This window comes from Paraburkholderia sp. J8-2, assembly GCF_905220195.1.
GTDB lineage: Bacteria > Pseudomonadota > Gammaproteobacteria > Burkholderiales > Burkholderiaceae > Paraburkholderia.
Genome location: NZ_CAJMZA010000032.1, coordinates 34,463 through 59,826, shown reverse-complemented (window position 1 = coordinate 59,826; position 25,364 = coordinate 34,463). Strand labels below are relative to the sequence as shown.

At 64.9% G+C, this 25,364-nt stretch carries 24 protein-coding genes; 8 read left to right on the top strand and 16 right to left on the bottom strand.

Features of this window, described 5'->3' with window-relative positions; translation table 11 throughout:
* The first annotated feature begins 9 nt into the window (after nt 1–9).
* Nucleotides 10–222, top strand: coding sequence for a hypothetical protein (locus U5A52_RS36350; protein ID WP_321915031.1), 213 nt, complete (start codon nt 10–12; stop codon nt 220–222).
* Nucleotides 223–338: 116 nt separating this feature from the next.
* On the opposite strand, the gene U5A52_RS36345 is transcribed toward U5A52_RS36350, so the two are convergent.
* Nucleotides 339–629, bottom strand: a complete 291-nt coding sequence (locus U5A52_RS36345) for a hypothetical protein (protein WP_321938889.1) — start codon at nt 627–629, stop codon at nt 339–341.
* Nucleotides 630–942: 313 nt separating this feature from the next.
* Here U5A52_RS36345 and U5A52_RS36340 point away from each other — a divergent pair, with 313 nt between their 5' ends.
* The gene (locus tag U5A52_RS36340) at nt 943–1,938 is read left to right on the top strand and encodes a GlxA family transcriptional regulator (protein ID WP_321938887.1); all 996 of its coding nucleotides are present in this window, start codon (nt 943–945) and stop codon (nt 1,936–1,938) included.
* Between the two features lie 6 nt (nt 1,939–1,944).
* Here the strand turns inward: U5A52_RS36340 and U5A52_RS36335 are convergent, their stop codons facing one another.
* The gene (locus tag U5A52_RS36335; RefSeq protein WP_321915034.1) at nt 1,945–2,898 is read right to left on the bottom strand and encodes a GlxA family transcriptional regulator; all 954 of its coding nucleotides are present in this window, start codon (nt 2,896–2,898) and stop codon (nt 1,945–1,947) included.
* A gap of 143 nt (nt 2,899–3,041) precedes the next feature.
* Between U5A52_RS36335 and U5A52_RS36330 the strand changes: the two genes are divergently transcribed.
* Nucleotides 3,042–3,845, top strand: a complete 804-nt coding sequence (locus U5A52_RS36330; RefSeq protein WP_321938885.1) for an SDR family oxidoreductase — start codon at nt 3,042–3,044, stop codon at nt 3,843–3,845.
* Nucleotides 3,846–3,884: 39 nt separating this feature from the next.
* Here U5A52_RS36330 and U5A52_RS36325 read toward each other — a convergent pair whose 3' ends face one another.
* The 4 genes from U5A52_RS36325 to U5A52_RS36310 are packed head-to-tail and all read right to left on the bottom strand — an operon-like array spanning nt 3,885 to nt 8,580.
* On the bottom strand, nt 3,885–4,871 hold the full coding sequence (locus U5A52_RS36325) for an ABC transporter permease (RefSeq protein WP_321938883.1): 987 nt from the start codon (nt 4,869–4,871) through the stop codon (nt 3,885–3,887).
* The gene (locus tag U5A52_RS36320) at nt 4,868–5,848 is read right to left on the bottom strand and encodes an ABC transporter permease (RefSeq protein WP_321938881.1); all 981 of its coding nucleotides are present in this window, start codon (nt 5,846–5,848) and stop codon (nt 4,868–4,870) included. The genes U5A52_RS36325 and U5A52_RS36320 overlap by 4 nt, the downstream gene beginning before the upstream one ends.
* On the bottom strand, nt 5,845–7,416 hold the full coding sequence (locus tag U5A52_RS36315) for a sugar ABC transporter ATP-binding protein (protein ID WP_321938879.1): 1,572 nt from the start codon (nt 7,414–7,416) through the stop codon (nt 5,845–5,847). The genes U5A52_RS36320 and U5A52_RS36315 overlap by 4 nt, the downstream gene beginning before the upstream one ends.
* A gap of 36 nt (nt 7,417–7,452) precedes the next feature.
* Complete coding sequence (locus U5A52_RS36310) at nt 7,453–8,580, bottom strand: sugar ABC transporter substrate-binding protein (RefSeq protein ID WP_321938877.1); 1,128 nt, start codon at nt 8,578–8,580, stop codon at nt 7,453–7,455.
* 396 nt (nt 8,581–8,976) lie between these two features.
* Here U5A52_RS36310 and U5A52_RS36305 point away from each other — a divergent pair, with 396 nt between their 5' ends.
* Nucleotides 8,977–9,720 carry a FadR/GntR family transcriptional regulator gene (locus U5A52_RS36305; protein ID WP_321915040.1) on the top strand — a complete coding sequence of 248 codons (744 nt, stop codon included), beginning with the start codon at nt 8,977–8,979 and terminating at the stop codon, nt 9,718–9,720.
* 4 nt (nt 9,721–9,724) lie between these two features.
* On the opposite strand, the gene U5A52_RS36300 is transcribed toward U5A52_RS36305, so the two are convergent.
* Genes U5A52_RS36300 through U5A52_RS36290 form a run of 3 tightly spaced genes read right to left on the bottom strand, consistent with a single transcriptional unit; the run spans nt 9,725 to nt 14,302 of the window.
* On the bottom strand, nt 9,725–11,386 hold the full coding sequence (locus U5A52_RS36300) for a methyl-accepting chemotaxis protein (RefSeq protein ID WP_321938876.1): 1,662 nt from the start codon (nt 11,384–11,386) through the stop codon (nt 9,725–9,727).
* A 15-nt stretch (nt 11,387–11,401) separates the two neighbouring features.
* Nucleotides 11,402–11,710 (bottom strand): hypothetical protein, encoded by a 309-nt coding sequence (locus U5A52_RS36295; protein WP_321938874.1) that lies wholly within the window; start codon nt 11,708–11,710, stop codon nt 11,402–11,404.
* A 48-nt stretch (nt 11,711–11,758) separates the two neighbouring features.
* A complete protein-coding gene (locus U5A52_RS36290; RefSeq protein ID WP_321938872.1) occupies nt 11,759–14,302 on the bottom strand; it encodes an EAL domain-containing protein in 2,544 nt (847 codons plus the stop codon).
* 253 nt (nt 14,303–14,555) lie between these two features.
* Here U5A52_RS36290 and U5A52_RS36285 point away from each other — a divergent pair, with 253 nt between their 5' ends.
* Nucleotides 14,556–15,128 (top strand): XRE family transcriptional regulator, encoded by a 573-nt coding sequence (locus tag U5A52_RS36285; RefSeq protein WP_321938870.1) that lies wholly within the window; start codon nt 14,556–14,558, stop codon nt 15,126–15,128.
* A gap of 16 nt (nt 15,129–15,144) precedes the next feature.
* Entirely contained in the window at nt 15,145–15,681 is a 537-nt protein-coding gene (locus U5A52_RS36280; protein WP_321915045.1) for a GNAT family N-acetyltransferase, read from the top strand.
* 138 nt (nt 15,682–15,819) lie between these two features.
* On the opposite strand, the gene U5A52_RS36275 is transcribed toward U5A52_RS36280, so the two are convergent.
* The 7 genes from U5A52_RS36275 to U5A52_RS36245 all read right to left on the bottom strand — a co-directional run bounded on the left by U5A52_RS36275 (nt 15,820) and on the right by U5A52_RS36245 (nt 23,728).
* Nucleotides 15,820–16,605 carry an alpha/beta fold hydrolase gene (locus tag U5A52_RS36275; protein WP_321938868.1) on the bottom strand — a complete coding sequence of 262 codons (786 nt, stop codon included), beginning with the start codon at nt 16,603–16,605 and terminating at the stop codon, nt 15,820–15,822.
* A gap of 122 nt (nt 16,606–16,727) precedes the next feature.
* Nucleotides 16,728–17,759: a helix-turn-helix domain-containing protein gene (locus tag U5A52_RS36270; protein ID WP_321938866.1), complete on the bottom strand. Its 1,032-nt coding sequence runs from the start codon at nt 17,757–17,759 to the stop codon at nt 16,728–16,730.
* 229 nt (nt 17,760–17,988) lie between these two features.
* Nucleotides 17,989–18,792, bottom strand: coding sequence for an ethanolamine ammonia-lyase subunit EutC (gene eutC / locus U5A52_RS36265; RefSeq protein WP_321938864.1), 804 nt, complete (start codon nt 18,790–18,792; stop codon nt 17,989–17,991).
* On the bottom strand, nt 18,789–20,186 hold the full coding sequence (locus tag U5A52_RS36260; protein WP_321938862.1) for an ethanolamine ammonia-lyase subunit EutB: 1,398 nt from the start codon (nt 20,184–20,186) through the stop codon (nt 18,789–18,791). The genes eutC and U5A52_RS36260 overlap by 4 nt, the downstream gene beginning before the upstream one ends.
* A gap of 27 nt (nt 20,187–20,213) precedes the next feature.
* On the bottom strand, nt 20,214–21,623 hold the full coding sequence (eat, locus tag U5A52_RS36255; RefSeq protein WP_321915050.1) for an ethanolamine permease: 1,410 nt from the start codon (nt 21,621–21,623) through the stop codon (nt 20,214–20,216).
* 168 nt (nt 21,624–21,791) lie between these two features.
* Nucleotides 21,792–22,811 carry a M23 family metallopeptidase gene (locus U5A52_RS36250; protein ID WP_321938861.1) on the bottom strand — a complete coding sequence of 340 codons (1,020 nt, stop codon included), beginning with the start codon at nt 22,809–22,811 and terminating at the stop codon, nt 21,792–21,794.
* 593 nt (nt 22,812–23,404) lie between these two features.
* On the bottom strand, nt 23,405–23,728 hold the full coding sequence (locus tag U5A52_RS36245; protein ID WP_321938859.1) for a hypothetical protein: 324 nt from the start codon (nt 23,726–23,728) through the stop codon (nt 23,405–23,407).
* On the opposite strand from U5A52_RS36245, the gene U5A52_RS36240 reads away from it, so the two are divergent.
* A complete protein-coding gene (locus U5A52_RS36240) occupies nt 23,727–24,443 on the top strand; it encodes an ABC transporter permease (protein ID WP_321915055.1) in 717 nt (238 codons plus the stop codon). The genes U5A52_RS36245 and U5A52_RS36240 overlap by 2 nt on opposite strands.
* Nucleotides 24,440–25,363 carry a glycine betaine ABC transporter substrate-binding protein gene (locus U5A52_RS36235; RefSeq protein ID WP_415774107.1) on the top strand — a complete coding sequence of 308 codons (924 nt, stop codon included), beginning with the start codon at nt 24,440–24,442 and terminating at the stop codon, nt 25,361–25,363. Before U5A52_RS36240 ends, U5A52_RS36235 begins: the two co-directional genes overlap by 4 nt.
* Nucleotide 25,364: the final 1 nt, after the last annotated feature.

The window sequence follows — 25,364 nt, the reverse complement described above, 5'->3', positions numbered from 1 at the left end:
GGTTGTGTCATGGCCGCCGCGATCGATACGAAAACCGGTCGCGTTACGTCCTTGCCGTTCACGGTGTCGGACTGGCCGCTCGATGTGACGGAGCCGCTAACGTACCGCTCGGATAGCTGCATGCTGGTTGTGCGAGGAAGCCGCAATGAACGCGAGGAACAAGGCACATACTGGTACGCCTTCGACGGCAAGGCGTTCCGGTTACATGCAACGGTTCCTTAATCGGGCGACGAGGCAAGTTGCGAGAGTGGCGCGCGCCTGAACGCGCCCGCCTGAGCCGCGCCGCCCGTGTTGCCGTAAGGTGCGCTGACCCGCTGCGCGTTGACTACATCCTTATGTCACGCCTGCCTTTTAGGCGGCAGCGGCTGGTCGAGGCCGGGCTCGACCGGCGTGGGCACCGCGTCGCCTAGCGGCCTCGAAATATCGTTGTGCGGCGCACGATCTTTCTCGTCAGGGCTCTCCGCCTCCTCCTCGGCAGTCGGCAAATCGTGCGTCTTTGGCGGTAAAGGCTGATCGAGACCCGGCTCGGTGGGTGCGGGCACAGCGTCCCCAAATGGCTTGGGCAGATCCGTGCCGCGCGGCTCCGGTGCGTCTTGGGGCTGTTCGGGCTTGTCGGTCTGGTGGCTCATCGTTTCGACCTCCCTTTGCGATGGATATCGCATGGTCCATACACATCACGCACGGAACATGCCAGCAAACGGCGTGTACCAACTTCAGTAGAATGAGGGACACTCCGCGCCGAATCTGGCCGCAGACGAAGAATCACGCCCCGGAACACGCCTGATGCTGCACGCCCTCGATCGCCGCACCGCCATCGCATTCCTTGTGGCCGCAACGTTCTTCATGGAGAACCTCGACGCAACGGTCATCACCACCGCGCTGCCCATCGTCGCGCGACGCTAGCGAGCCTCCGACCCCTGACTCCCATCTTCGTCCACACCGATGCTTACTGTTGCGCTTCTCGTGTTCCCAGGCGTCCAGGCCCTCGACGTATTCGGGCCCACCGACGTTTTCTCGGAGGCCAATCGGCTGCTCGCTCCCGAGGAGCAATACCGGCTCGAGCTGATCGCAACGGAACGCGACACCGTGCGCTGCTCGAGCGGTGTGCGCATCGGCGCGGACCGCCACTTCGACGAGGCACGCGGCCACTACGATCTGCTGCTCGTCGCAGGCGGGCCCTCGCTAGTGGAGCAACCGCTTCCCGATGCGGCGCATGTATGGCTGCGTGAAGCCAGCGCGCGCGCCCGCCGCTTCGGATCGATCTGCAACGGCGCGCTCACGCTCGGGCGCGCAGGCTTGCTCGACGCGCGCACCGTCACCACGCACTGGAACGACGCCGCCGCCCTCGCCGCGATGTGCCCCACCGCGAACGTCGAATTCGACCGCATCTTCATTCAGGACGGCAATCTCTATACCTCGGCGGGCGTGACGGCGGGCATCGATCTTTCGCTGTATCTGCTCGCGCAGGACCACGGTCCGGAAGTCGCGTTGCAGGTGGCGCGCCGGCTGGTGGTGTTTGTGCAGCGCGCGGGCGGCCAGTCGCAGTTCAGCCCGTATCTCACGCCTTATGCGGAGGCGTCGTCGCCGATTGCCCAGGTGCAGCAGTATGTGCTCGGGCATTTGAACGAGGATCTGGGCGTGGAAGTGCTCGCCGCCATAGCGAAGATGAGCAAGCGAAACTTCGCGAGAATCTTCGTGCGCGACACCCACGTGACGCCCGCCGAATTCGTCGAGAGCGCACGCGTCGACGCGGCGCGCGTCATGCTGGAAAACAGCACCGCGCCGTTAAAAACCGTGGCCTTCCGCTGCGGCATGCGCGACGCCGATCATTTGCGCCTGGCATTCAAGCGCAAGCTGGGCACCACGCCGCAGCAATATCGCGCGCACTTCGGCGCGGTTACGGGGAAGGGCAAACGCGCGAGCAAAGCGGATTCGTAGAAGAACCTACGCCCCCGCGCGCATCTCGCGCCGCACCGCCTGTGGCGGCACGCCAAAGCCACGCACGAACGCCTCGCGCATGTGCCGGCGGTCGCGAAAACCGGTCTCGCGCGCGATGACGTCGAGCGGATGCGTGCTCTGCTCGATCATGAGCCGCGCCGCCTCGAGGCGCAGCCCCTCCACGGCCCGCGCGGGCGACTGCCCCGTTTCTGCCGTGAATACGCGGCTAAACTGGCGCGGACTCAGATGCACGGCTTCGGCGAGTTGCTCCACCGTGAGCGCGCTGCTGAGGTTGCGGCGCGCGTAGTCGAGCGCGTTCTGGATGCGGTCGGATTTGGGCGCGAGCGCGAGCATTTCCGAATGCTGCGACTGGCCGCCCGAGCGACGCTGATACATGACGAGCTTGTGCGCGACCGAGCGCGCCACTTCCGCGCCAAGGTCGCGCTCGACCATGGCGAGCGCGAGATCGAGCCCCGCCGTCATGCCCGCCGAGGTCCAGACCGGCCCGTCGACGATATAGATGCGGTCGTCTTCCACGCGCACGTCCGGAAAGCGCTGCCGCAAATCGCGCGCGTAGATCCAGTGTGTGGTGGCGCGGCGGCCGTCGAGCAGGCCCGCCTCGGCCAGCACGAACCCGCCCGTGCAAATGCCCGCCACCCGGCGTGCGCGGCCGCTCGCGCGGCGCAGGAACGCCAGCACCGCGGGCTCTGCAGCCACGGCAACCGGATCGTTCACGCCCGCCACGATCCAGGTGTCCACGCGGCTGCGCGCGGGCGCGGGCGTACGCTGCGTGTCCACGCTCATGCCGAGCGACGAGCGAACCGCCCCGCCCTCCATCGAATAGTTCTCCATCGCGTAGAACGGCGAGCCCGCCACCACGTTCGCGTATTCGAAAACGCTTTGGGTCGCGAGCGCCATCACCTGGAATCCGTCGCTCAGCAGGTAGCCGATGCGGTGCATGTCCTACTCCCGTCGTTGCATGTCCTAAAACACGACCATATACGTCATTTGCGCCACGGTCAATCGCGGCCAGAATGCATTCACAGCAGCGCCAACTCGTACGTTACCTAACCACTCGCGCCGCTACACAAAGGAGTGCAATCATGACCCAGCCATCTCATCGCGGCACCGCGCTCGTCACCGGCGCCTCTTCCGGTATTGGCGCCGTGTACGCCGCAGAACTCGCCCGCCAGGGCTACGACCTCGTGCTCGTCGCGCGCAATCGCGACCGGCTCGCCGCGCTCGCCGAGCGCATCACGAGCGAAACCCAGCGCGACGTGGAAGTGCTCGCCGCCGATCTCAACGACCGCAACGACCTCGCCGCCGTGGAAGCGCGCCTGCGCGACGACGCGAGCCTCACGCTGCTCGTGAACAACGCGGGCATCGGCACGCACACGCCGCTCGTGGAGAGCGATGTCGATCACATGACGCGCATGATCGAGTTGAACGTCACCGCGCTCACGCGGCTCACGTATGCGGCCGTGCCGGGATTCGTCGCGCGCGGCACTGGCGCGATCATCAACATCGCCTCGATCGTGGGCATCGCGCCCGAGATCCTCAACGGCGTGTATGGCGGCACCAAGGCCTTCGTGCTCGCGTTCAGCCAGTCGCTGCATCACGAACTGGCGGCCAAGGGCGTTCGCGTGCAGGCGGTGCTGCCCGGCGCCACGGCTACGGAGTTCTGGGAGACGGGTGGACTGCCGCTCGAACATCTCGACAGTGCGATCGTGATGTCGGCGCAAGACATGGTGAGCGCCGCGCTCATCGGCTTCGAGCGCGGCGAAACCGTGACGATTCCTGCGTTGCACGACGTGGAGCAATGGAACACGTTCGAGACGGCTCGCCGCGCGATGTCCGCGCATCTGTCGAGCAACACGCCCGCGGCACGCTATCGCGTTGCGCAGTGACGTTCGCGTTCGAGTCAGGCGGGGGCTTGCCCCCGCAACTCACGCTTCCCGCTTGGTCCGCCCGTATAGCAGCAGCATCGCCGCAATCACCACGCCGTAGATGATCTGGCGTCCGGCCTCCGGCATCTGCGCGACCGAGAGGATCGATTGCAGCAGCGTGATGAGGATCGCACCGGCCACGGTGCCGAGGTACGAGCCCCGGCCACCCAGGATGGACGTGCCGCCCAGCACCACCGCCGCGATTGCGGGCAGCAGGTAAGCGTCGCCCATCGACTGCGCCGCCTTCGACGCATAACCCGCGAGCAGCACGCCGCCGAACGCCGCGAACGCACTGCACACGGCGAACGCAGCCACGGTCACGAGCCGCGTATCGATGCCGGAGAGGTAGGCGGCGCGCTCGGTGTTGCCGATCGCGTAGAGCGTGCGGCCGAAGGTCGTGCGCGAGAGCAGGAACATCGTCGCGGCCCCAATCACCACCCACAGCGCGACGGCATTCGGCACGCCGGGCACGAGCCAGCCCGCGGCGAGCCATCGCATGACTTGCGGCGCAGAATCCTGCGGCGACGATCCCCCCGTGTAGACGATCATGATGCCCTGCGCGACCGCATTGGTCGCGAGTGTCGCGATCATCGATGGAATGCGCAGGAGTGCGACGAGAATGCCGTTGACGATGCCGATCAGCACGCCACAACCAATGCCAACGGGAATCGCGAGAATTTGCCCGAGTTCGCCGTGCCCTGACACCGCGCACGCCATCATGGCGCCGACCGTGATCGTCCACGGCAGGGACAGGTCAATGTGGCCAAGCAGAATCACCATCATCAGCCCGGTCGCGATAATGCCGAGAAACGCGCCGACCTTCAGTTGCAACAGGATGTACTCCGGCGACGTGAAGTTGCGCGAAAACATCCCGCCCACGAGCAGCAGCGCAATGATGCAGCCGAACGCAATCACGATCGGCTTGTCGATCTTGCTCGTGAGCCTCGACACGAACGTGGTCCGCGTGCTTGCCGAAACGCCGCTCATTGGAACCACTCCAGACGGTTGCGCACGCTGAACAGCCCACACGCGCCAATCGCGACAGCCAGCAGAAGAATCACGCCCTGGAATAGCGGCTGCCACAGCGCGTCGACGTTGAACACGAACAGCAGGTCGCCGATCGAGCGAAACGCGAACGCACCGAAGATCGCGCCAATCGCACTGCCCTTGCCGCCGAGCAGCGACACGCCGCCGATCACCACGGCGGCAATCGAAAAGAGCGTGTATGAGTTGGCGCTGCCGAGGCTCGCTTCGCCGGTGTCGGTGAAGAAGGTCAGAAAAAGGCCGCCTATCGCGGCGAGCAGGCCGGCCAGCGTGTAGCTTGCGAACTTCGCGCGGCGGATCGGCATGCCGGAGAGGAAGGCCGCGGGTTCGGACGAACCGGTCGCATAGGCTGCCCGCCCCACTGCCGAGCGTTTGAAAGGAATCCAGACGATTGCCACCGCCGCAATGAGAATCAGCAGGCTCGTCGGCACAACGCCTGCAACCTTGCCGGTCAGAACGTCGGCGAGGTCCTCGTTGATCGTGCCGCCCGGCACGGGGCGCAGCAGCAGCGCGATGCCGTAGTAGACGGCGCCCGTCGCGATCGTCGTCACGATCGGCTGCAAGCGCCCGAAAATGATGATCACGCCATTGAGCGCGCCGCACAGCGCGCCTGCCGCGAGCACGCCCACAATGCCGAGCGCGCTGTGCAGCGCGTCGCCGGTGACGATCCACGAGCCAATGCAATTCGTCAGCACGAGCATCATGCCGATAGAGAGATCGATGCCGGCCGTGAGCACGACGAGCGCCTGGCCCATCGACACCAGTGCGAGCAGCACCGCCTTGTTCGCAGCGGTCTGAAACACGTTCGCCGACAAACTCGACGGATAGTTGAACAGATAAATCGCGAACATCAGCACGAACAGGCCGAACGCGAACGCCGTCCCGCGATTTTCCGCATACCAGTAACGCAGCCCGCTCATGGCGCGACTCCTGTGGAGGGCGTTGCTTGCGCGATTTGTCCAACCGGCAGGTCCAGCGCGCTGGCGATCAGGTTCTGCTCGGTGATCGCCGCCCCGACCAGTTCCTGCTTGATCCGGCCTTCGTACAGCACGAGCACGCGGTCGCAGCAGCCGATCAGTTCGTCATAGTCGGTCGAGTAAAAGAGAATCGCGGCGCCTTCGTCGGCAAGCCGCCTGAGCAACTGATAAAGCTCCTGCTTGGTGCCCACGTCGATGCCGCGCGTCGGGTCGCTGAGGAGCAGGATTCTGGGCTTGCGGATCAGCCACTTCGCGATGACCACCTTCTGCTGGTTGCCGCCCGAGAGCGACCCCACCGGCGCGTCGACGCCATGCGACTTGATCGCGAGGAGTTCCATCATTCGGTCTACGAACGACTGCTGACGCTCGCGATCGATGACACCCGCGGTGGACATGCGATCGAGTGCCGCAAACGAGAGATTTTCGCGCACCGACATCGGCAGCATCAGGCCTTCGGTCTTGCGGTCCTCCGGGATCAGCGCCATGCCGATTCCCCTGGCGCGCGCGGCAACCGGGCTGCCGATCGACACGGCCTTGCCGTCGATCTCGATCTTGCCCGCGCAACCGCGCAGCACGCCGAACAGCGCGAGCAGCAGTTCGCGCTGCCCCTGGCCGTCGAGGCCGCCCAGCCCGAGAATTTCGCCGCGCTTCAGCGAAAAGCTGATGCCTCGCAGCGTGTCGCTCCATGCAAGATCGTGACAGGCGAGAACCGGGGCGGCGGCGCTCGACGGCTCAGGCTTTTCGGCAGGCTTGTCCGGAAAAGCATGCTGGTACGTCCGGCCGATCATCATTTCGACGACCTCATTATCCGAACGCGTGCCCGCCTCGAAGCTCATCACATGACGGCCATTGCGGTAGACCGTGCATTCGTCCGCGAGCGCCTTCACCTCGTGCATGCGATGCGAAATGAAGAGAAGCGCGAGCCCCTCTTGCCGCAGGCGCTTGAGCACCTCGATCACGCGCGCGACGTCGGCCGCGGTGAGCGCGGACGTGGCCTCGTCGAGGATCAGAATGCGCGGCGCGTGAGCCAGCCCCTTGGCCAGCTCGACCATCTGCTGGCGCGACAGCGGCAGGTCGCGGACTTTCGCGAGCGGATTGATGTCGGCCGCGCCCGCTCGTGCGAGCGCTTCCTCGGCCTGGCGGCGCTGGGCCCGGCGGTCGATCATGCCAAAGCGGCGTGGCGGGTTCGAAGCGAAGATGTTGTCGGCCACGCTCAGGTCGGGAATCAGCGACAGCTCCTGATACACGCAGACAATGCCGGCCGCGTTCGCCTCGGCGGGCGACGCGAACGAGACCTCGCGGCCGTCGAGGTGCATCACGCCTTCGTCCGGCTGCACGACGCCGGACATCACCTTCAGCAGCGTGGACTTGCCCGCGCCGTTTTCGCCGAGGATCGCGTGAATGCGGCCCTTCCGCACCGCGAGGTCTGCGTGATCGAGCGCCACGGCGCCGCCATAGCTTTTCGACACGCCGGACATCTGAAAGAACGGCTGCCCTGCATCCTGCTGCATGCTTCGTCTCCCGTCACGTCGCCAGCCTTCACGCGTTCACTGGTTGCCCTGGCTCTGCTTCATGATCTCCTGCGCGGAGAAGTTGATGCCGCAAGTGGGAAACGAATTGCCGACGAAGAAGTTGTCCGACTCATTCGGGAAATAGTTGGCGCCCGCCTTCAGCTTCGAGTCGTCGGTCACGTCGAGCGGCAGCTTGATCGCCACAGGAATCGTCTGGCCATCGAGCGCCGCGAGCGCCGTCTTGATCGCCACGGCCACCTGCGCGGGACCGCTGCCCGCCGACGTGCACTTCAGCCCCTGGGCGCCGTACTGCGCGCAGAACTTGCGAAAGCCGTTTTCCGTCTCGCCGCCGAACGGCACGAACGGATGTTTCGCATCGATCATCGCGCGCACGACACCGGTGTCGCCGCCTTGCGCCGAGATGCCGTCGAAATGGCCTTGCACGGCAATCGCGTCGGCGGTGGCCTTCTGCGCGACGGCGTCGTCCCACTTGCCGTAGACCTGCACGACGTTCCACTTCTTGCCGCTCTCGTCCAGGGTCTTCGTGAAGCCATTGTGGCGGTCGGTGTCGACCGACGTGCCCGCCACGCCGCGCACTTCGAGCACCTTGCCGCCGCTCGGCAGATGGCCCGCGAGCCACTTGGCCCACAACACGCCCAGCCCGTACTGGTCGACGTCCACGTTGATCGCGTCTTCGCTGTCGAGCGTATTGTCGAACGCGACCAGCACGACGCCGGCTTTCTTCGCGCGGCGGATCGCGGGTCCGAACGAAGCGGGATTCTGCGCGTCGACGATGATCGCGTCGTAGCCGGCGTCGATGAAGTTGTTGACAGCCGAGATCTGCGCCGGAACGTCCTCGCCGGTCGAGACGACCTTGAACTCCTTGAGCTTGGCGGCGACGTCCGGTTGCGCCGTATAGGCCTTGGCCGTCTTGATCATCTGGATACGCCAGGTGTTCGCGATATAGCCGTTCACGAGCGCGACACGGTACGGGCCGCTCTTCTTCGGATACTTGATGAACTTCGTGTCGGTCTTCCAGGGGACCATGCATGTGGGGTCGCTGGACGGGCCGGAAACGATCGATGCCTGCGCGAATGCCGCGCTTGCGCACAGCGCCATTGCCGCGGTCGCCGCCGCTCGAAGCACGTGGATTCCTGAAAGCATGTTGTCTCCTTTTTGTCGGATAGAACTGACTGCTTATGGATAACCGGCGCACCTGGCTTGCCGAAAATGGCCGACACCGTGTGCGTAACGCGGGGAATCTTTCTGGATGTGCTGCAGCGGGACTGGACCGGACACGCCGAACCAGCGGAATGACATCTTCAAAGGCGTCCCCTCGAAGCAAAACGACGGGCATGCGTGAACGCCACCCCGTCTGACAGTACTGGCATACCAATCTGCGCGCGATAGTGGTTTACCACTGGATGCGGCGCGCGGGCCAACTGGCGGGAATCGGGCGAAAACCCGCACCACGCCTATGCGTGGCGGTGCGGCAACTGGTGTACCATTTTGCCGAACTTCAGCCGCCGCCCGGCGGCTTCGACGCTTTCGAGAATCTGGATGGCCGATCTTTCGCATACGCCAACCGGTCGCGCCGCCGATGCGGACGCGGCCGACCGCTCCTACGTCGGCCTCGCGAAACAGATCTACGAGCTGATCGCGGCGGGCGAACACGGGCGCGCGCCGGTAGGCCCGCGCGAGCGCCTGCCTTCCGAGCGCACGCTCGCCGAACGTTTCGGCGTGAGCCGTACGCAGGTGAGAGAGGCGATCATCGCGCTGGAAGTGCAAGGCGTGGTCGAGGTGCGCGTGGGCTCGGGCATCTATGTGGCCGAAGCGCCGGAGGCGCGCTCCATCGCGTTCGACCTGCCGCGCGGGCCGGGCCCGATCGAGACGCTGCGCGCGCGCGAAGTGATCGAAAGCGGCATCGCGGCGCTCGCCGCAACCGAACGCAAGGACTCGGACCTCGACCGCCTCTTCGCCGCGTTGCGCGCGATGCGCGAAAACATGGACGACAAGGCCGCGAACGAGGCCGCCGACCGCGAGTTCCATCTGGCGATTGCGGGCGCAACGGGGAACGACATGCTGCGCCAGGTGGTGAGCGCGATGTGGGACAACTCACGCGCCGACCCGCTGTGGCAGAAGATCGAGGAGCACTTCCATACGCCCGCGTTGCGCGCCGCGTCACAGAAAGACCACCAGCGCATTTTCTCGGCCATCATGGCGCGCGATGCCGATGCCGCGCGTGCGGCGATGCAGGCGCATCTCGCACGCGTGATCGGCGAATTCACCCAGGCGTGGCGTTAGCGCCTTATGCGGCCGCAGGCAGCGCGTGCGCGAGCAGCGCGCTTTCCTCGTGCGCAACAGCCAACGGTGCGTTGAACGGCGCCTCTTGCGGCATGTCCACCGTCTCGCTCACACGGAAGGTCGCCACGGCCTCGGCCATCTGGCTTGCCTGCTGTTCGAGCGATTCGGCGGCAGCCGCTGCCTCTTCCACGAGCGCCGCGTTCTGCTGCGTGACCTGATCCATCTGGCTGACCGCCGTCTCGACCTGCTCGATGCCGGCGCTCTGCTCCACGGTGGCCGAGGCGATCTCCTTCATGAGGCCCGACACCTTGTCCACCGACGCGACGATCTCGGCCATCGTCGCGCCCGCTTCGCCCACGAGCGAGCGGCCATTGCGCACGTCATGCACCGAGGCGTCGATCAGCGACTTGATCTCGCGCGCCGCAGCGGCGCTGCGCTGCGCGAGCATGCGCACTTCGCCCGCGACCACCGCAAAGCCGCGCCCCTGCTCGCCCGCGCGCGCGGCCTCGACCGAAGCGTTGAGCGCGAGAATATTGGTCTGAAATGCAATGCCGTCGATGATGCCCGTGATGTCCGCAATCTTGCCCGAGCTGCGGCTGATCTCCTCCATCGTTTCGATCACCTGTTCGACCACGCGTCCGCCGCGCTGTGCGACATCCGCCGCGCCTGTGGCGAGCGCGCTCGCGGCGTTCGCGTGCTGCGCATTCTGACGCACGCTCGACGTGAGTTGCTCCATGCTCGATGCCGTCTGCTCCAGCGACGCCGACTGCTGCTCCGTGCGGCTCGACAGATCGAGGTTGCCCGCCGCGATTTCGCGTGCGCCCGTATTGATGGCGTCGCAACTCGAGCGCACGCTGTGCACCGTGTGGCTCAGGCCGCCTTGCATGCGCCGCATGGCGCCGAGCAACTGGCCGATTTCGTTGCGCCCGGCACTTTCTATGTGGACCGAGAGATCGTTCGCGGCGATCTGGTTCAGCACTTCCACCGCCCCTTTGAGCGGCGCCGTCACGAGGCGGCGCAGCGCCATATGGGTTGCGACGACGAGCGCCAGCGCGCCTGTCAAGCCCACCGCCACCATCGCCATCACCCAGTCGTGCTCGCGCTCGCCCTGGTCGAGCGTCGCGCGCGTGGCGGCGTCCGCGTTCGCGCGCAACGCGCCCACGCTCGCCGAAAACTGCGTATTTGCGTTGGCGACGTCTCCGGCGGCGAGCGTGGCATATGTGGCCGTGTCGCCAGCATCGAGCGCCGTGGCCGCGCGCCGCAGCGTGTCCGCGAGCGCGCTCCACGTGGAGAGCAAGGCGTCGCGCTGCTGGGCCGCCGCGGCATTGAACGGTGTGCTCGTGCGCAGTGCGGCGCTATGCTTTGCGGCCTGATCGAAGAGATCGCTCGCGTCCTGCTGCGCCCGCTTTTGCGCTTGCTCGCGCGTTGCTGCGTCGCTCGTTTCCTTCGCCGCCTGGTACGCGCGCGCGAGTGCCGTTTGCGCAAGCGCCGCGTCCTCGCGCAAGGCGAGCGCGAGTGCGTCCTGGCGCGCGACTTCGTGAATGAAACGCGCCGAGTTGTCGGCGCGGCCGATCATCAGGACACCTACCGCAGCGCCCACCACCAGCATCGCCGCGAACGTGCAGAGCACGACCAGCAGCCCGGTTCGAATCGTCAGATTACGCATGGCTCTTTTCCCGGTTCAGGGCTTCGACGTGGTTGGGACAGCGTCGCTGCCCATGCGCGCCAGCAGCATGTTCGCCTGCTCGATCAGCGTGGCGCGGTATTCGCCGGGCAGCAGCACGTCGTCGGCCACGGCCATCGCTTCGCCGAGTTGCGCGCGAAACGCGAGGATCGTGCGCTCGATCTGCGCAGTCGACAATTGCGGCAACACCGCCTCCACGAACTTCGTCATCACCACCACGCTCGCGCCGAAGCGTGAGATGGCTTTGCCATGCGCGCTCACTAGCGCGGTCATCGATTTCAACAGCATCTCGTCACTGGTGCTCACGGAATTCTCCAGATACAACGGCCAAAGGGGGATTAGAAACGGCAGCCTTCAACCGGCCACGCACACTTCGAGCACGCGCGGCATCAATTCGGCGGGCGCGGGACGTGCAAGCAGATAACCTTGTGCGCGGTCGCAGCCAATCTCGCGCAGGAACTCGAGTTGCCGTGGCGTCTCGACGCCTTCTGCCACTACCGTGACGCCGAGCGAGCGCGCCATCGCGACAATTGCGCGCACGATCGAGCGGTCGCGCGCGGCGCTTTTCTTCACGCGTGGCGACATGTCCGGCTCCGGCTCGGCCATGTCCGCGAGGAACGAACGGTCCACCTTGAGCGTGTCGACCGGTAAGGATTGCAGATACTTGAAAGACGAATAGCCCGTGCCGAAATCGTCGATCGCGAGGCTGATGCCGCGGGCGGCGAGTTCCTGCAGCAACGCTTCGATGCCGCCCCGGCCCGACGTCATCGCCATGCTCTCCACGAGTTCGAGCTGCAGGCGCGTGGGCGGCAAGCCCGTTTCGCTGAGTATGGTCGTCAGCTGATGCAGGAAACCGTCGTGCAGGCATTGCCGCGCGGAGAGATTCACGCTGATGCGGCCGAAGTCGAAGCCTTCGTCCAGCCACTCGCGCGCCTGGCGGCAGGCTTCGCGCAACACCCACGCGCCGAGTGGCACAATCAATGAGGATTCCTCGGCAATCGGAATGAACTGATCGGGCGGCACGAGGCCGCGGCGCGGATGCTGCCAGCGCACGAGCGCCTCGATATTGACGAGTGCCCCGCTCGCCACATCGAATTCGGGCTGATAGTGGAGCACGAGTTCGCCGGCCTCCAGCGCATGGTGAAGCTCGCTTTCGAGCACGATGCGCTCCATGGCCGAAGACGTCATCGGCGCGGCGAAGAAGCGGAAGTTGTTCTTGCCCGCGTCCTTGGCCTCGTACATCGCGCGGTCGGCCTGCATGAGCAGTTGCCGCGGATCGCGCGCGTCGTCCGGATACATGCTGATGCCGATGCTCGGCGTGACGAACAGCAGTTGCTCGCCAATGTGCATCGCGGCGCCCACGCGCGCGAGCAGCCCCTGGGCGATCTGCCCGACGTGGCGAATGTCCTCGATGTCCTCGATCAGCAGCGTGAACTCATCGCCGCCAAGACGCGCCACCGTGTCGGTCTCGCGCACCGCTTCGCGCAGACGCGTGGCGATCACCGTGAGCGCCTCGTCGCCCACGCCGTGGCCCATCGTGTCGTTGATGAGCTTGAAGCGGTCGAGGTCGAGAAACATCACCGCGACGCGCTTGCCCGAACGGCGTGCGCGCGCAAGCGAGAGCGTAAGGCGCTCGGTGAACAGCGTGCGATTGGGCAGGCCCGTCAAGGCGTCGTGCGTCGCGAGGTAGCTCAGGCGCTCCTCGGTCTCGCGGCGCTGCGTGATGTCCGCGAAGATCGCGGCGTAATGCGTGCAGCGGCCCCCGGGGTCGCAGATGCTGGAAATCGTCAGGTATTCCAGGTAAAGCGCGCCGTCCTTGCGGCGGTTCCAGATTTCGCCTTTCCAGTGGCCGTTTTGCTGAAGGCTGCGCCACAATTCGCTGTAGAACGCCGCACCCTGGCGCCCCGAGTTGAGCAGGCTCGCGTTGCGGCCTAGCGCTTCGTGCTCCGTATAGCCCGTGAGCCGCGTAAAAGCGGGATTCACGCGTTCGATGGTGCCGTCGAGGTCGGTGATCATCACGCCGTCGAGCGTCGATTCCACCACCTGGTCGGCGAGGCGCAGATTCGCGCGCGAAGCGAGCAGCGCGTCGTCGCGCTCGCGCAGCGCGATCTGCAGTTCGCGCACGAAACCATCTTCGATATCGTGCAGGATATGCGAGAGGTCGAGCAGGCCAGCGAGACTGCCGTCTTCGCCGATCACCCCCACGTGGCGCATGCGGTGCTCGACGAGATACTGACGCGCAGCATAGAGGCTTTGCGAATGCGCGAGCGAGCGCAGCGGCCGGCTCGCGCGCGCGCCGACCGTGCCGTCGAGCGCGCCGGCGGCCGCGAAGCGCACCACGTCGCGCTCGGTCACGATGCCGTAGTCGCCTTCGGGATAGCTCACGACCAGAGCGCTCAAGCGCCGCGCACGCATGCGCTGCATGGCCTCGTGCATGGCCATGCGCGCGTCGACCACGAGCGGCATCGCGGCGTTGACCGACCCGACGGTCTTCAGCCGCAGGAAGCATTCGAGCCCCTGATTCATGACCAGGTCGGTTTGCGTGACGATGCCGAGCGAGCGGCCAGCCTGATCCACGACGAGACAATGGCGGATGCCCTCGCGCTTGAAGCGCAGCGCGGCGTCGCGCAGGCGCGTGTTCGCAGGCAGCGCGCGCACCGGATGGCTCATCGCGTGACGGATGGGCAGCGCCAGCGCGGCGGCGTCTTCGCCCAGCGCGAGCGCGTCGTGCTCGGTCCAGATGCCGACAGGCCGCCCCATTTCGGTAATCACGATGGCGCTATAGCGCCGCTCGCTCATCATGCGCGCCGCTTCGCGAATCGGCACGTCGGGCCCGCAGGCAAGCGGCGGCCCTGAAAGAAGCTGCCCGATTTCCAGGTCCAGCGTGTGGTGTTGCATGTAGCGCCCCGAACCGCACTGCGATGTCTTTGTGAGATAGCGGGAAGCTAACAGCGGGCAAGCGGGTTTCAGTTGACGAAAATCAAGGTTCTAACCATCCGAGATCACGCAAACGTTTGCGTATCCTATGGCACGAATATCAGGGTGGCATCATGTGTCGCGCGCTTGCGACAAACTTGATGCGCATAAACTTTTATATGTGGAGTCACATAATCTAGTTTACTGGACGTATAAATCCATTAAACTGGACGCCATGGATATCCACACCAACATCGCCCGCCGCCTGCGCGAACTACGCGACGCCAAAGGCTGGTCGCTCGAAGCGCTGGCCGAGCGCAGTTCGGTCAGCCGCTCGAACATTTCGCTCATCGAACGCGGCGAGAGCAGCCCCACGGCCGTCGTGCTCGACAAGCTCGCCACGGCACTTGGCGTCTCGCTGGCGTCGCTCTTCGAGGCGCCGGGCGACGAAGCACGACAGGTCCCCTCCCCGCATGCCGCGGCCCGCGATCAAACGGTTTGGACCGATCCCGAATCGGGCTACGTGCGGCGCAATCTGTCGCCGGCCGCGTGGTCGCCCATCCAGCTCGTGGAAGTGCACTTTCCGCCAGGCCAGCGCGTGGCCTACGACACAAGCCTGCGCGACGCGGAAATTTATCAGCAGGTTTGGGTCATGGAAGGCGCGATGGAGATGACGGTTGGCGAGCGCCTGTGGCGGCTCGAAACGGGCGACTGCCTCGCCATGCGCCTCGACTGCCCTATCGTCTATCGCAATCCCACGAGCGAACCGGCGCGCTACGTCGTCGCGCTATGCAGGATCACTAACTGACCGGGTTCGAATACACATGAGCGAAACCATCGAGATACGCCGCCTCACCGCCGAACAGGCGCACGCCGCCTCACCCGCGCTTGCGGATGTGCTCATCGACTGCGTGGAGGGTGGCGCCTCGGTGAGCTTCATGTGGCCCATTTCGCGCGATACGGCGCTTGCGTTCTGGCGCGAGGTCGCACAAGGCGTGGCGCGCGGCGAACGCATTCTGCTGGCGGCCGAAGACGCGCAGCAGCGCATCGTGGGCACGGCCCAGCTCGTGACGGCACAACCCGCGAACCAGCCGCATCGCGCCGATGTCGCCAAGGTGCTGGTGCATCGCGCCGCGCGCGGGAACGGCGTAGGGCTGCGCCTCATGCAGGCGATCGACGCGGCGGCGCGGGAAGCGGGCAAATCGGTGCTGGTGCTCGACACCGTCACAGGCGGCGTAGCCGAGCGGCTCTATGCGCGCGCAGGATGGCAGCGCGTAGGCGCCGTGCCGAACTACGCGCTGATGCCGGACGGCACCTTCTGCGGCACGACGTTCTACCACAAGCAACTGGCAAGCAGCTAACGTGGCAGGCTGCTAACGCGAAGCCGGTTCATCGTGCGTTCACCCAACCATGGGGCGACGGTACGAATGGAACCAGTACGAACGCGGGCACGGGCAGCACGCACTCATTTACCGTAATCGGCCACGTACCGGCGTGGCTCAATACGTGCCCGGTTTTAGAACATTGCCGATTGCCAACACCAAACCATCGGGATTGTCATAGGCCATCATATGCTCGGCGTTGGCTACGAGTTCGACGCTACAGCCCGCTCGCTCGAATCGGGCAATATCCTCGCGCGTTGCCGTATCCGGAAGAATTACCCCTTTTCTCGTATTCAGCCTGGCGAGGTCTTCGAGCCAGCTTCCCGAGTTGTCTTCCAATGCGGACTTTGCCCATTGGTATAGGGCATGAGGCGACGCAACGGCAAACGGGCCCAGCCAGGCGTCATTGCCGCCCTCGGCTCTCAATTGCGCCCGAAGCTGCGCAAACCCGCCATTGACGAACTCCGCTTCGGTCGTCGATGCCATTTCCGACAGCCTCGCAATACCGTAATCGGTGAGACCGGGCGCACACAAGATCAGCGTTTTGAGCTTGCCTGGCAGCCATTTCGCCAGCTTCAAGGCAATGAACGCGCCGGCACTGTGAGCGAAGAGATTCACCTGCGTGAACGGCTCGGCCGCAACGAATTTTTCCAGAACGGCTGCCTGTGCCGTGGAGGTATAGGTTCCGTCCTCTGGTTTGTCGCTAAACCCCGCGCCCATGAGATCGACGAGTATCGATCTGCATTTCGAATAAGACCTGGACGTCACGACCGGCGGATAGTCGCTACTCGAAGCACATCCCAAGCCGTGAATAAAGACGAGCGGATCGAATGTGCTCGTACCGCAATGCATATCGATGTAACGAAGAATGTTGCCTCTGTCGTCTACGGTGAACGTATTCACACACCTCTCCACGAAGCGATATCGAACTCACGATACCCCAACGTGGAATATCTATGGAAATTCACATGACCTGAAATACGCTTTGGGACAATGCAACGACACCGCAACGCGACTCGCATCGCTCACGCATGCTCCACCGCGCGCAACGCCTCCGATGGCCGCATGCCGAACATGCGCCGGTAGTCGGTGGCAAACTGGCTCAGATGCCAGAAGCCCCAGGCCGCTGCAACGTCCTGCACCGAGCCGGCCGCGCGTCCGCACAGATCGCGCCGGGCGCCGTTCAGGCGCAGCGCGCGCAGATAAGTGGCGGGCGCCATGCCGAGCACGTCCTGAAAACAGTACTGGAGCGTACGACGGCTCACGTGCAACTGCTCGCAAAGCTCCGGCACGCCAACAGGCCGCGCGCGATGCGCGAGCACATAGTCACGTGCCTGCGCGACGATCCAGCGGCGCCGCGAGGCGGGCTCGACAACCGCCTCGCCGCTAGTCGCGCAGGCATCGAACAGCGCGGCGAGCACTTCGGCCTGGACTTCATTGCGCTCGAACTCCGAAAGCGGGCCGTTTGGCGCGTGGGCATGCGCGTGTCCACCGTCGTCGAGACGCCTTGCGAGCAGCGAGCAAAGGCGCTCGATACGTGCGGCGCCAGCGTGCACGATGGGCGTGCCCGGCAGACGCTCGTCAAGCGACGCGCGCTCGACCGAAGCCGCATAGTGGCGCAGCACGTCGCCGCGCACGACCACGCCGTAGATCGAAAATTGCGCCGGCGTGAGCAGTTCGAATTCGACGTTGCCAGGGCGCAGCGCAAACGCGTTCGCGCCGATAGGCTGCGCGTCGATACGCGCATGACCTTCGCGCGCGACCGGAATGCCGAACCACCAGGCATCGCCGCGCACTTCGCACGCCTGCCGCAGCGTGTGGCTCGTGGTCTCGCGAAACACCTTCATGGTGTCGAGCGGCAACTCGGTGAGGGTGCCGACGAAGCGGCCCGCGGCGAGCTGGTCGTAGGTCTGACGCCACCCCACGAGATTGCGCGCCTGCTCGTCGGCGTCGTGCGCGACGCTGACCACCGCACGGCCTGCGGGCACCTCCGCGCCCAGCGCGTTGCGCCGCGTTTCCTCCGCCGTGGCTTCGGTCCGCTCAGCCAATTCGTTCATGGTTGCCTCCCAGCTCGCACTTGCATCTGTCGATTGTCGAATGATGCAAGAGTCGCGCCAGCCCGGGCAATATGCCGAAAGGCCAAACCGCGCGGCAAGCTGCTCCACGGCGGCGCAATGGCCTGTTACCGGAGTGCTCAATCACGGCACACGCGGCGACGCGCACCGCCGCGGTGCGTGAAGGGTCGCGCAAGGCTGCGGCGGGCCATATGGCATGCCTCACGCGGGCTCACGCCGAACCAAGCTGACTTGCCCCCGCATTGCCCGGCAACGTCGCGTCGCTATCGTCCTTGAGTCCGACGCCGGTCAGCCCGAGCCGCCGCGCGTGCGTGAGGAGGTAGTGCAGCTTGTGAGCGGCCGCCTCGTAGGACAGGCCTTCGGGCCGCACGTTCGAAATGCAGTTGCGCTGGGCGTCGTGGCAGCCCACTTTCGGCGCATAGGTGAGGTAAACGCCAAGGCTGTCGGGCGAGCTGAGTCCTGGCCGCTCGCCTATGAGCATTGCAACGAGCTTCGCGCCCAGCAGTTCGCCAATCTCGTCGCCAAGCGCAACGCGCGCCTGGCGCGCAACGACCACGGGACCGATGCGCCAGCCTGCAAGGCGCGCACGCACGGCGAGCAGCAACGGAACGGCCTGCTTCGCCGCAGCGAACGCCGAAAGGCCGTCGCCGATCACGAACACGACTTCGGGCGGTTCACCGTTCGAGCCGGCTGCGATGGAACCTGCCAACGCGGCCAACTCGGCCCGGCTCGCCTCCGACAAGCGCCGCCCCAGATCCGGCCTGCGCAAATAATGCTGCCGGTCGGGCGCCGCGCTCTCCACGCCGAGCGTTGCGAATCCCTCGGCTTCGAGCGTGCGCCGCAGGGCTTCGGCGTCCAGCGGCTGATGCACGGCGTCGCGCGCCTGCGCGTGCGAGAGATTGAACGCGAGCAGCGGCGCAGTGGGCAGGCCGTTGCCCGCACGCCCGAGCGCAATGCGCGCGTTCGTGAATGCCTTCAGTCCGCCCCAGGGGTTCTTTTCGACGGCGTCGCTCATGCGTCGATCCCCATCCATTCGTGCGCGCCCGCGAGCAACGGCACGCGCGCCGAGCCGGGCAGGAGCGCACCTTTGGAGTCGACGATTTCCATCGTCTCCAGCCACTCCTCGAATTCCGGAGCGCGGCGCAGGCCGAGCAGGTCGCGCACATAGAGCGCGTCGTGAAACGAGGTGCTCTGATAGTTGAGCATCACGTCGTCGGCGCCTGGAATGCCCATGATGAAGTTGATGCCCGCCGCGCCCAGCAGCGTGAGCAGCGCGTCCATGTCGTCCTGATCGGCTTCGGCGTGATTCGTGTAGCAGATGTCGCAGCCCATTGGCACGCCCAGCAGCTTGCCGCAAAAGTGATCTTCCAGACCCGCGCGAATGATCTGCTTTCCGTCGTACAAATACTCGGGGCCGATGAAGCCCACCACCGTGTTGACCAGAAACGGCTCGAACTTGCGCGCAACCGCATAGGCGCGCACCTCGCACGTTTGCTGGTCTACGCCGTAATGCGCATTCGCCGAAAGCGCGCTGCCCTGGCCCGTCTCGAAGTACATGAGGTTGTGGCCGACCGTGCCGCGCTTGAGCGACAGCGCAGCCTCGCGCGCCTCTTTCAGCAGCGCGAGCGAAATGCCGAAGCTCGCGTTTGCTTTTTCGGTACCCGCTATCGACTGAAACACGAGGTCGACCGGCGCGCCCTTTTCGATTGCCGCAATCGTGTTCGTGACGTGCGTGAGCACGCAGGACTGCGTAGGCACGCGGTAACGCTCGCGAAAACCGTCGATCATCGCGAGCAGCTTCACGATGGCCGCGAGGCTGTCCGTTGCGGGATTGATGCCGATCATCGCGTCGCCGCATCCGTACATCAGGCCGTCGAGCATCGAGGCGGCAATGCCCTTCACGTCGTCGGTGGGATGATTCGGCTGCAAGCGCACCGACATGCGGCCCGGCAATCCCACCGTGTTGCGAAAGCGCGTGACCACGGGGCGTTTTTTGGCCACCGCGATCAGGTCCTGATTGCGCATGAGTTTCGACACGGCGGCAACCATCTCGGGCGTGAGGCCCGGCGCCAGGCGCTCGAGCGTTTCGGTATTTGCTGCGCCGGAAAGCAGCCAGTCACGAAAGTCGCCAACGCTCAGGTGCGACACAGCGGCGAACGCCGCTGCGTCGTGATCGTCGACGATGAGGCGCGTGACCTCGTCGTTCTCGTAGGGGACCAGCGCCTCCGAAAGAAACGCCTTCAGCGGCACCGCGGCCAGCGCCATTTTCGCGGCCACGCGCTCCTCTTCGCTCGCCGCCGCCACGCCGGCCAGCTGGTCGCCGGAGCGCAGCGGGCTAGCCTTCGCGAGCAGCGTCTTGAGGTCCGCGAAGCGGTAGGTGCGCGCGCCGATCGTCTCCGTATATTGCATGTGATGGACTCCTGCAAATCTCGCGGCTCACTCCTCGAGCAGCGCTTCACCCGGCATGGCGTCGCGCTGGCTGCGCGTGGCGAGGAAATAGCCATATCCGAGCGCGAGAAACACCACGAACACTCCCGCGACCAGCGCATTGAAATACACCATCGTGCCGAGGCAAACGACTGCGGCCACGAGCGCAAACGCCGGAAAGTACGGGTAAAGCGGCGCGCGGAACGGCCGGTCCATGGCCGGCTGCATGCGGCGCAGCTTGAAGAGCGCCGCCATGCTGACAATGTACATCACGATCGCGCCGAATACCGACATCGTGACGATGTTGGCCGTGAGCGTCTGGCCGCCGAACTGGATCAGCTCGTCGCTGTAGATTGCGGCGATGCCCACCACGCCGCCCGCGAGAATCGCGCGATACGGCGTCTTGAAGCGCGGGTGGATCTTCGCGAGCCACGCGGGCAGATAACCTTCGCGGGCGAGCGCGAAGATCTGCCGCGAATAGCCGAGGATGATGCCGTGGAACGAGGCCACGAGACCGAAGAGGCCGAGCCAGACGAGCATGTGCATCCAGCCGCTATGCTCGCCCACGATGAACTTCATGGCTTGCGGCAGCGGGTCGTTGATGTTGGCAAGCTTGGTCCAGTCGCCCGCCCCGCCCGCGAACACCATCACGCCCACGGCCAGCGCGACGAGCGTGAGAATGCCGGCCACGTAGGCGATGGGAATCGAGCGGCGCGGGTTCTTCGCTTCCTCCGCAGCCATGGCGACGCCTTCGATCGCGAGGAAGAACCAGATGGCGAACGGAATCGCGGCGAACATGCCGTTGAACGACCCAAGCGAGAAGTGGTCGCTACCGGACCAGCCGCCCTTCATGAAGTTGCTCCACGCGAAACCCGGCGACACCACGCCCATGAACACGAGCAGCTCGAAAATGGCGAGCAGCGTGACGATCAACTCGAAGGTCGCGGCGATCTGCACGCCCACGATATTGAGCGCCATGAAGACGAGGTACGCGCCCATGGCCGCGTGCTTGGGTTCGAGCCCGGGGAACTGCACGTGCAGGTAGGCGCCGATCGCGAGCGCGATGGCGGGCGGCGCGAACACGAACTCCACGAGCGTGGCCGCGCCCGCCAGGTACCCGCCGGTCGGGCCGAACGCGCGGCGGGCATAGGCAAAAGGCCCGCCCGCGTGCGGAATGGAGGTGGTGAGTTCAGTGAAGCTGAAGATGAACGTGGTGTACATCGCCGCGACGAACAGTGCCGTGACGACGAAGCCGAGCGTGCCGGCGCTGGCCCAGCCGTAGCTCCAGCCAAAGTACTCGCCCGAAATCACGAGGCCGACTGCGATGCCCCACAACTGCCACGTGCCGAGCGTTTGATTCAGTGCCGGCGCGCCGGCCTTGCCGCCCGCTGCGGGGCGTGCGTTCGACTCGCGTTGCATGGTTCTCTCCCTGTGGATGGCCCGGGCGGCCAGCCCTGGCCGCCACGGATGCGTGAAACCATGCTATTGGGTCATTAATCGACGTGTTATCGAAAATCGGCAAATCGTGGCTGCGGCGCAGCACATGCGGCTGCGCGCTTCCTTGCGGCAACCTTTCGCGCGTTGCGCCTACAGCAACGGGTCCATCAGCGCGACCTGCTGCGCGAAGCGCTGCTTGTCCTCGCCCTGCAAGGGGTCACGATGCGGCAGGTCGACGGTGAGCGGATCCTGCGCGACCTGATCCACGTGCACCTCGTAGTGCAGATGCGGACCGGTCGCCCAGCCCGTCGCGCCCACATAGCCGATCACCTGCCCCTTGGTCACCGTCTGCCCGGCCTTCAAATGCTTCGCAAAGCGCGAGAGATGCGCGAAGGTCGTGGAGTAAGGGCCGAAGTTGTCGAGCTTCACGACCTTGCCGTAGCCCGTTTGCCAGCCGGCGAACATCACGGTGCCGCGCGCGGTCGCGTGAACCGGTGTGCCCACGGGCGCCGCGAGATCGACGCCTTCGTGCGGCTGGATGCGGTGCGTGACCGGATCGAGCCGTCGCAGCGAGAAATGTGAGGACACGCGCGTGAACGTCACGGGGTAGCGCAAGAACGACGGCATGGCCGCGTGGCCATCGGCGGAATAGTAAAACGCCTTGCCCGCGAGGTTCCGGTAGAGAAAAAGATCGTGCGAGACGTTGCCGTTCGAGATGCGGATCGCAACCGGCGTGTCGGGGGAAGACTGTGCGTCTTGTGTCGCGCCGGCATTCGAAGCGCTCACGCCGTTTGAATCTTTTGCGCCGTTTTCGTCGTTTGTGCCGTTCGCATCGTTGCGAAACACGAAGCGGATTTCGCTGCCGCGTTGCAGATCGCGCCGGAAATCGAGCCGGCCCGAAAATGCGCGCGCCAGCCGGGCCGTCGTCGCCGCGTCCAGGCCGAGACGCTGCGCCGCCTCCGAGAAGCTGTGCTCGACCACGGCGGTTTCCACACGAAACGCCGGCGCGCTTTCGCTCGCGGACGCCGCGCTCGCCGCCGCCTGCGACGCCGCATCATGCGCCGGCGCGGCGGACGTCACCGCCGCCGCACCGGATAGCGGATCGTCGGTCGCAACATCGGCGTGCCGATGTGCTAGCCACGCGGTGCTCGTCAAACCGATTGCGGACACAACGATGAGTTTCCCCGCGAAGCCCGGGGAGGCCGCTATTGCACGAAAAGCCATGAATCGAGTGACGGATTGCAGAGCAGAGAAACGCAAGCGAACGCCGCGCTTCTCAAGGTGAAATCGGAAGTGAGATCGATGACCGCTTCGTTCGATTAGCGAGCATCGATGATGCGAAGCGCTTCAAAATAAATGCCCTTTCTTAAACGAAACTTAAGACAGGTCAAAGAGCAGAACATTCTTCCGATTTGCTGAGCAATGGCTCCCGGGAACGCCGCTTGCTAGATGCCACGGCGCAGAAAATGCGTACCTGTACGCGAGTTTTCTGTCACTTTTATAAAACGGGAAATGCTACCGAAAACAGTTTATCTGGATACCTTATTAATTTCCCGAAATGACACGCCGAATGCAATCAAGCATGTTATCCGTTCAATCGCGATCGCTCCCCAAGGTAGACGCACCCAATCGAATGCTCTATACTGATCTCGTTTCGATCACAACGAAGTCGTTCTCGTGTGCATTGAGGCACATGGTCCACGCTAAAGGACCACTGTGTCGCAAGCGCCATTCAAACGGGCCTCCGGCCCTCGCGTAGCGGCTTAAAGCCCTCGCATCCATGCCGCCATCAGGCGGTTTCCTGCTTCAGCGCGCATCGATTTTCTCGACGCCGTTGAGCTGAACATGACAACCAGAAGAACGCGAATCGCGCGTTCACGCGACTGCCGCCACGTAGCCATCGTGCGCGGGCGGGCTGGCTTTCGTCCGCTTTTTTGTCCGCTTTTTTGTCCGTTGTTTTCGTCGGTTCCAATCGCGGCCATGCCGGGATCACGAACTTCCTTCGCGGCGCCCCCGTCATCTTCATGGGCGTCCCCGCTGCGCAGCGTTGCGCCGCGCGGCACAAGAACAAGGAGGCGTACCTTCATGACTCGACGCTCTGCCCTGCTCGCGGGCAGCCTGATCGCCCTTGCCGCCATTGCCTGGGCACTTTCGCGCGCCATTGGCGCCGATACATGGCACAGCCACGCAGGCGACCTCGCCTACTACACCGGGCGGCACCTGCTGCTCGTCGGCTATTCGATGGCGCTCGCCATCATGGTTGGCGTGCCCGCAGGCGTGCTGCTTAGTCGACCGCGCTTCGCGCGCCAGGCCGAACGCTTCATGCAGATCTTCAATGTGGGCAACACGATTCCGTCGCTCGCGGTACTGGCCATTGCGCTCGGCGTGTTCGGCATCGGCGACATTCCTGCGATCGTCGCCCTCTTTCTCGCGTCGCTCCTGCCCGTCACGCGCAATACTTACGAAGGCGTGAAAAACGTGCCGGGCGCGCTGCGCGAAGCCGCGCGCGGCATCGGCATGACGGGATGGCAATCGCTCACGCGCGTGGAGCTGCCCAATGCGCTGCCCATTATCGTGGGCGGCGTGCGCACCGCGCTCGCCATTAACGTGGGCACGGCGCCGCTTGCTTATCTGATTGGCGCGGACAGCCTCGGCTCGCTCATTTTCCCCGGCATCTATTTGAACGATCAGCCCTTGCTGCTGCTCGGCGCCGCGTTCACCGCCGCGCTCGCGCTCGTGCTCGACGGCGTGGTCGCCGCCAGCAGTCATCAGTGGCTCTCGCGTCACGGAGGGCTCGTATGATGCTCACGTCACCCTTCCAACGCCTGCGCCGCTTCGTTCAAGCCTGCTTGCTCGGCGCGACGCTCGTTGCTGTCAGCACGCCCGCTTTCGCGCAGCCGAAGCTCGTTTTGGGCGCGAAAAACTTCACCGAGCAATACGTGCTCGCCGAAGTCACGGCGCAATACCTGCGTTCGCGCGGCTACACCGTGGAAGTGCGATCGGGCCTCGGCAGCACGCTCATGCGCAGCGCACTGGAAAATGGCCAGTTCGACCTCGTATGGGACTACACAGGCACTGCGGCACTCGTCTACGACAAGCTAACGGAAAAGCTCTCGCCCGAAGCGATGTACGAACGCGTGAAGGCGCTCGACGCACCGCGCGGCCTCGTCTGGCTCAATGCCTCGCCGCTCAACGACACCTATGCATTAGGTCTGCCGAGCAAATTCGCCGGGGAAACGGGCATCACCACCGTCTCGCAGCTTGCGCAACGGCTGAAGACCGACCCAGAAGCCAGGCGCTACGTGTTCGGCATGGACGCCGAGTTCGCGAATCGCCCGGATGGCCTCAAGCCCCTGCTCGCCACCTACGGCATGAGCTTCCGCCGCTCTCAGATGAAGCAGATGGACCCTGGCCTCGTTTACACGGCGCTGCATAACAATCAGTTGAAGATCGGCCTCGTTTACACCACGGACGGGCGTGTGAAAGGCTTCGGCATCGTACCGCTCGAAGACGACAAGCATTTCTTCCCGCCCTACAACGCCACGCCCGTGGTGCGCAAGGACGTGCTGGAGCACAACCCGAAGCTGGCCGCGCAGCTCAATGCGCTTTCCGCCGCTCTCAACAACGACGTGATGCAGGACATGAACAAGGCCGTGGATCTGGACGGCAAATCCGCCCAGGAAGTGGCGGCGGATTTCCTGCGCACGCATTCGCTGCCTTGAA

Coding starts and splice junctions, on each gene's coding strand:
- U5A52_RS36350 (WP_321915031.1), top strand. CDS start 10: ATGGCCGCCGCGATCGATACGAAAACCGGTCGCGTTACGTCCTTGCCG.
- U5A52_RS36345 (WP_321938889.1), bottom strand. CDS start 629: ATGAGCCACCAGACCGACAAGCCCGAACAGCCCCAAGACGCACCGGAG.
- U5A52_RS36340 (WP_321938887.1), top strand. CDS start 943: ATGCTTACTGTTGCGCTTCTCGTGTTCCCAGGCGTCCAGGCCCTCGAC.
- U5A52_RS36335 (WP_321915034.1), bottom strand. CDS start 2,898: ATGCACCGCATCGGCTACCTGCTGAGCGACGGATTCCAGGTGATGGCG.
- U5A52_RS36330 (WP_321938885.1), top strand. CDS start 3,042: ATGACCCAGCCATCTCATCGCGGCACCGCGCTCGTCACCGGCGCCTCT.
- U5A52_RS36325 (WP_321938883.1), bottom strand. CDS start 4,871: ATGAGCGGCGTTTCGGCAAGCACGCGGACCACGTTCGTGTCGAGGCTC.
- U5A52_RS36320 (WP_321938881.1), bottom strand. CDS start 5,848: ATGAGCGGGCTGCGTTACTGGTATGCGGAAAATCGCGGGACGGCGTTC.
- U5A52_RS36315 (WP_321938879.1), bottom strand. CDS start 7,416: ATGCAGCAGGATGCAGGGCAGCCGTTCTTTCAGATGTCCGGCGTGTCG.
- U5A52_RS36310 (WP_321938877.1), bottom strand. CDS start 8,580: ATGCTTTCAGGAATCCACGTGCTTCGAGCGGCGGCGACCGCGGCAATG.
- U5A52_RS36305 (WP_321915040.1), top strand. CDS start 8,977: ATGGCCGATCTTTCGCATACGCCAACCGGTCGCGCCGCCGATGCGGAC.
- U5A52_RS36300 (WP_321938876.1), bottom strand. CDS start 11,386: ATGCGTAATCTGACGATTCGAACCGGGCTGCTGGTCGTGCTCTGCACG.
- U5A52_RS36290 (WP_321938872.1), bottom strand. CDS start 14,302: ATGCAACACCACACGCTGGACCTGGAAATCGGGCAGCTTCTTTCAGGG.
- U5A52_RS36285 (WP_321938870.1), top strand. CDS start 14,556: ATGGATATCCACACCAACATCGCCCGCCGCCTGCGCGAACTACGCGAC.
- U5A52_RS36280 (WP_321915045.1), top strand. CDS start 15,145: ATGAGCGAAACCATCGAGATACGCCGCCTCACCGCCGAACAGGCGCAC.
- U5A52_RS36270 (WP_321938866.1), bottom strand. CDS start 17,759: ATGAACGAATTGGCTGAGCGGACCGAAGCCACGGCGGAGGAAACGCGG.
- eutC (WP_321938864.1), bottom strand. CDS start 18,792: ATGAGCGACGCCGTCGAAAAGAACCCCTGGGGCGGACTGAAGGCATTC.
- U5A52_RS36260 (WP_321938862.1), bottom strand. CDS start 20,186: ATGCAATATACGGAGACGATCGGCGCGCGCACCTACCGCTTCGCGGAC.
- eat (WP_321915050.1), bottom strand. CDS start 21,623: ATGCAACGCGAGTCGAACGCACGCCCCGCAGCGGGCGGCAAGGCCGGC.
- U5A52_RS36240 (WP_321915055.1), top strand. CDS start 23,727: ATGACTCGACGCTCTGCCCTGCTCGCGGGCAGCCTGATCGCCCTTGCC.
- U5A52_RS36245 (WP_321938859.1), bottom strand. CDS start 23,728: ATGAAGGTACGCCTCCTTGTTCTTGTGCCGCGCGGCGCAACGCTGCGC.
- U5A52_RS36235 (WP_415774107.1), top strand. CDS start 24,440: ATGATGCTCACGTCACCCTTCCAACGCCTGCGCCGCTTCGTTCAAGCC.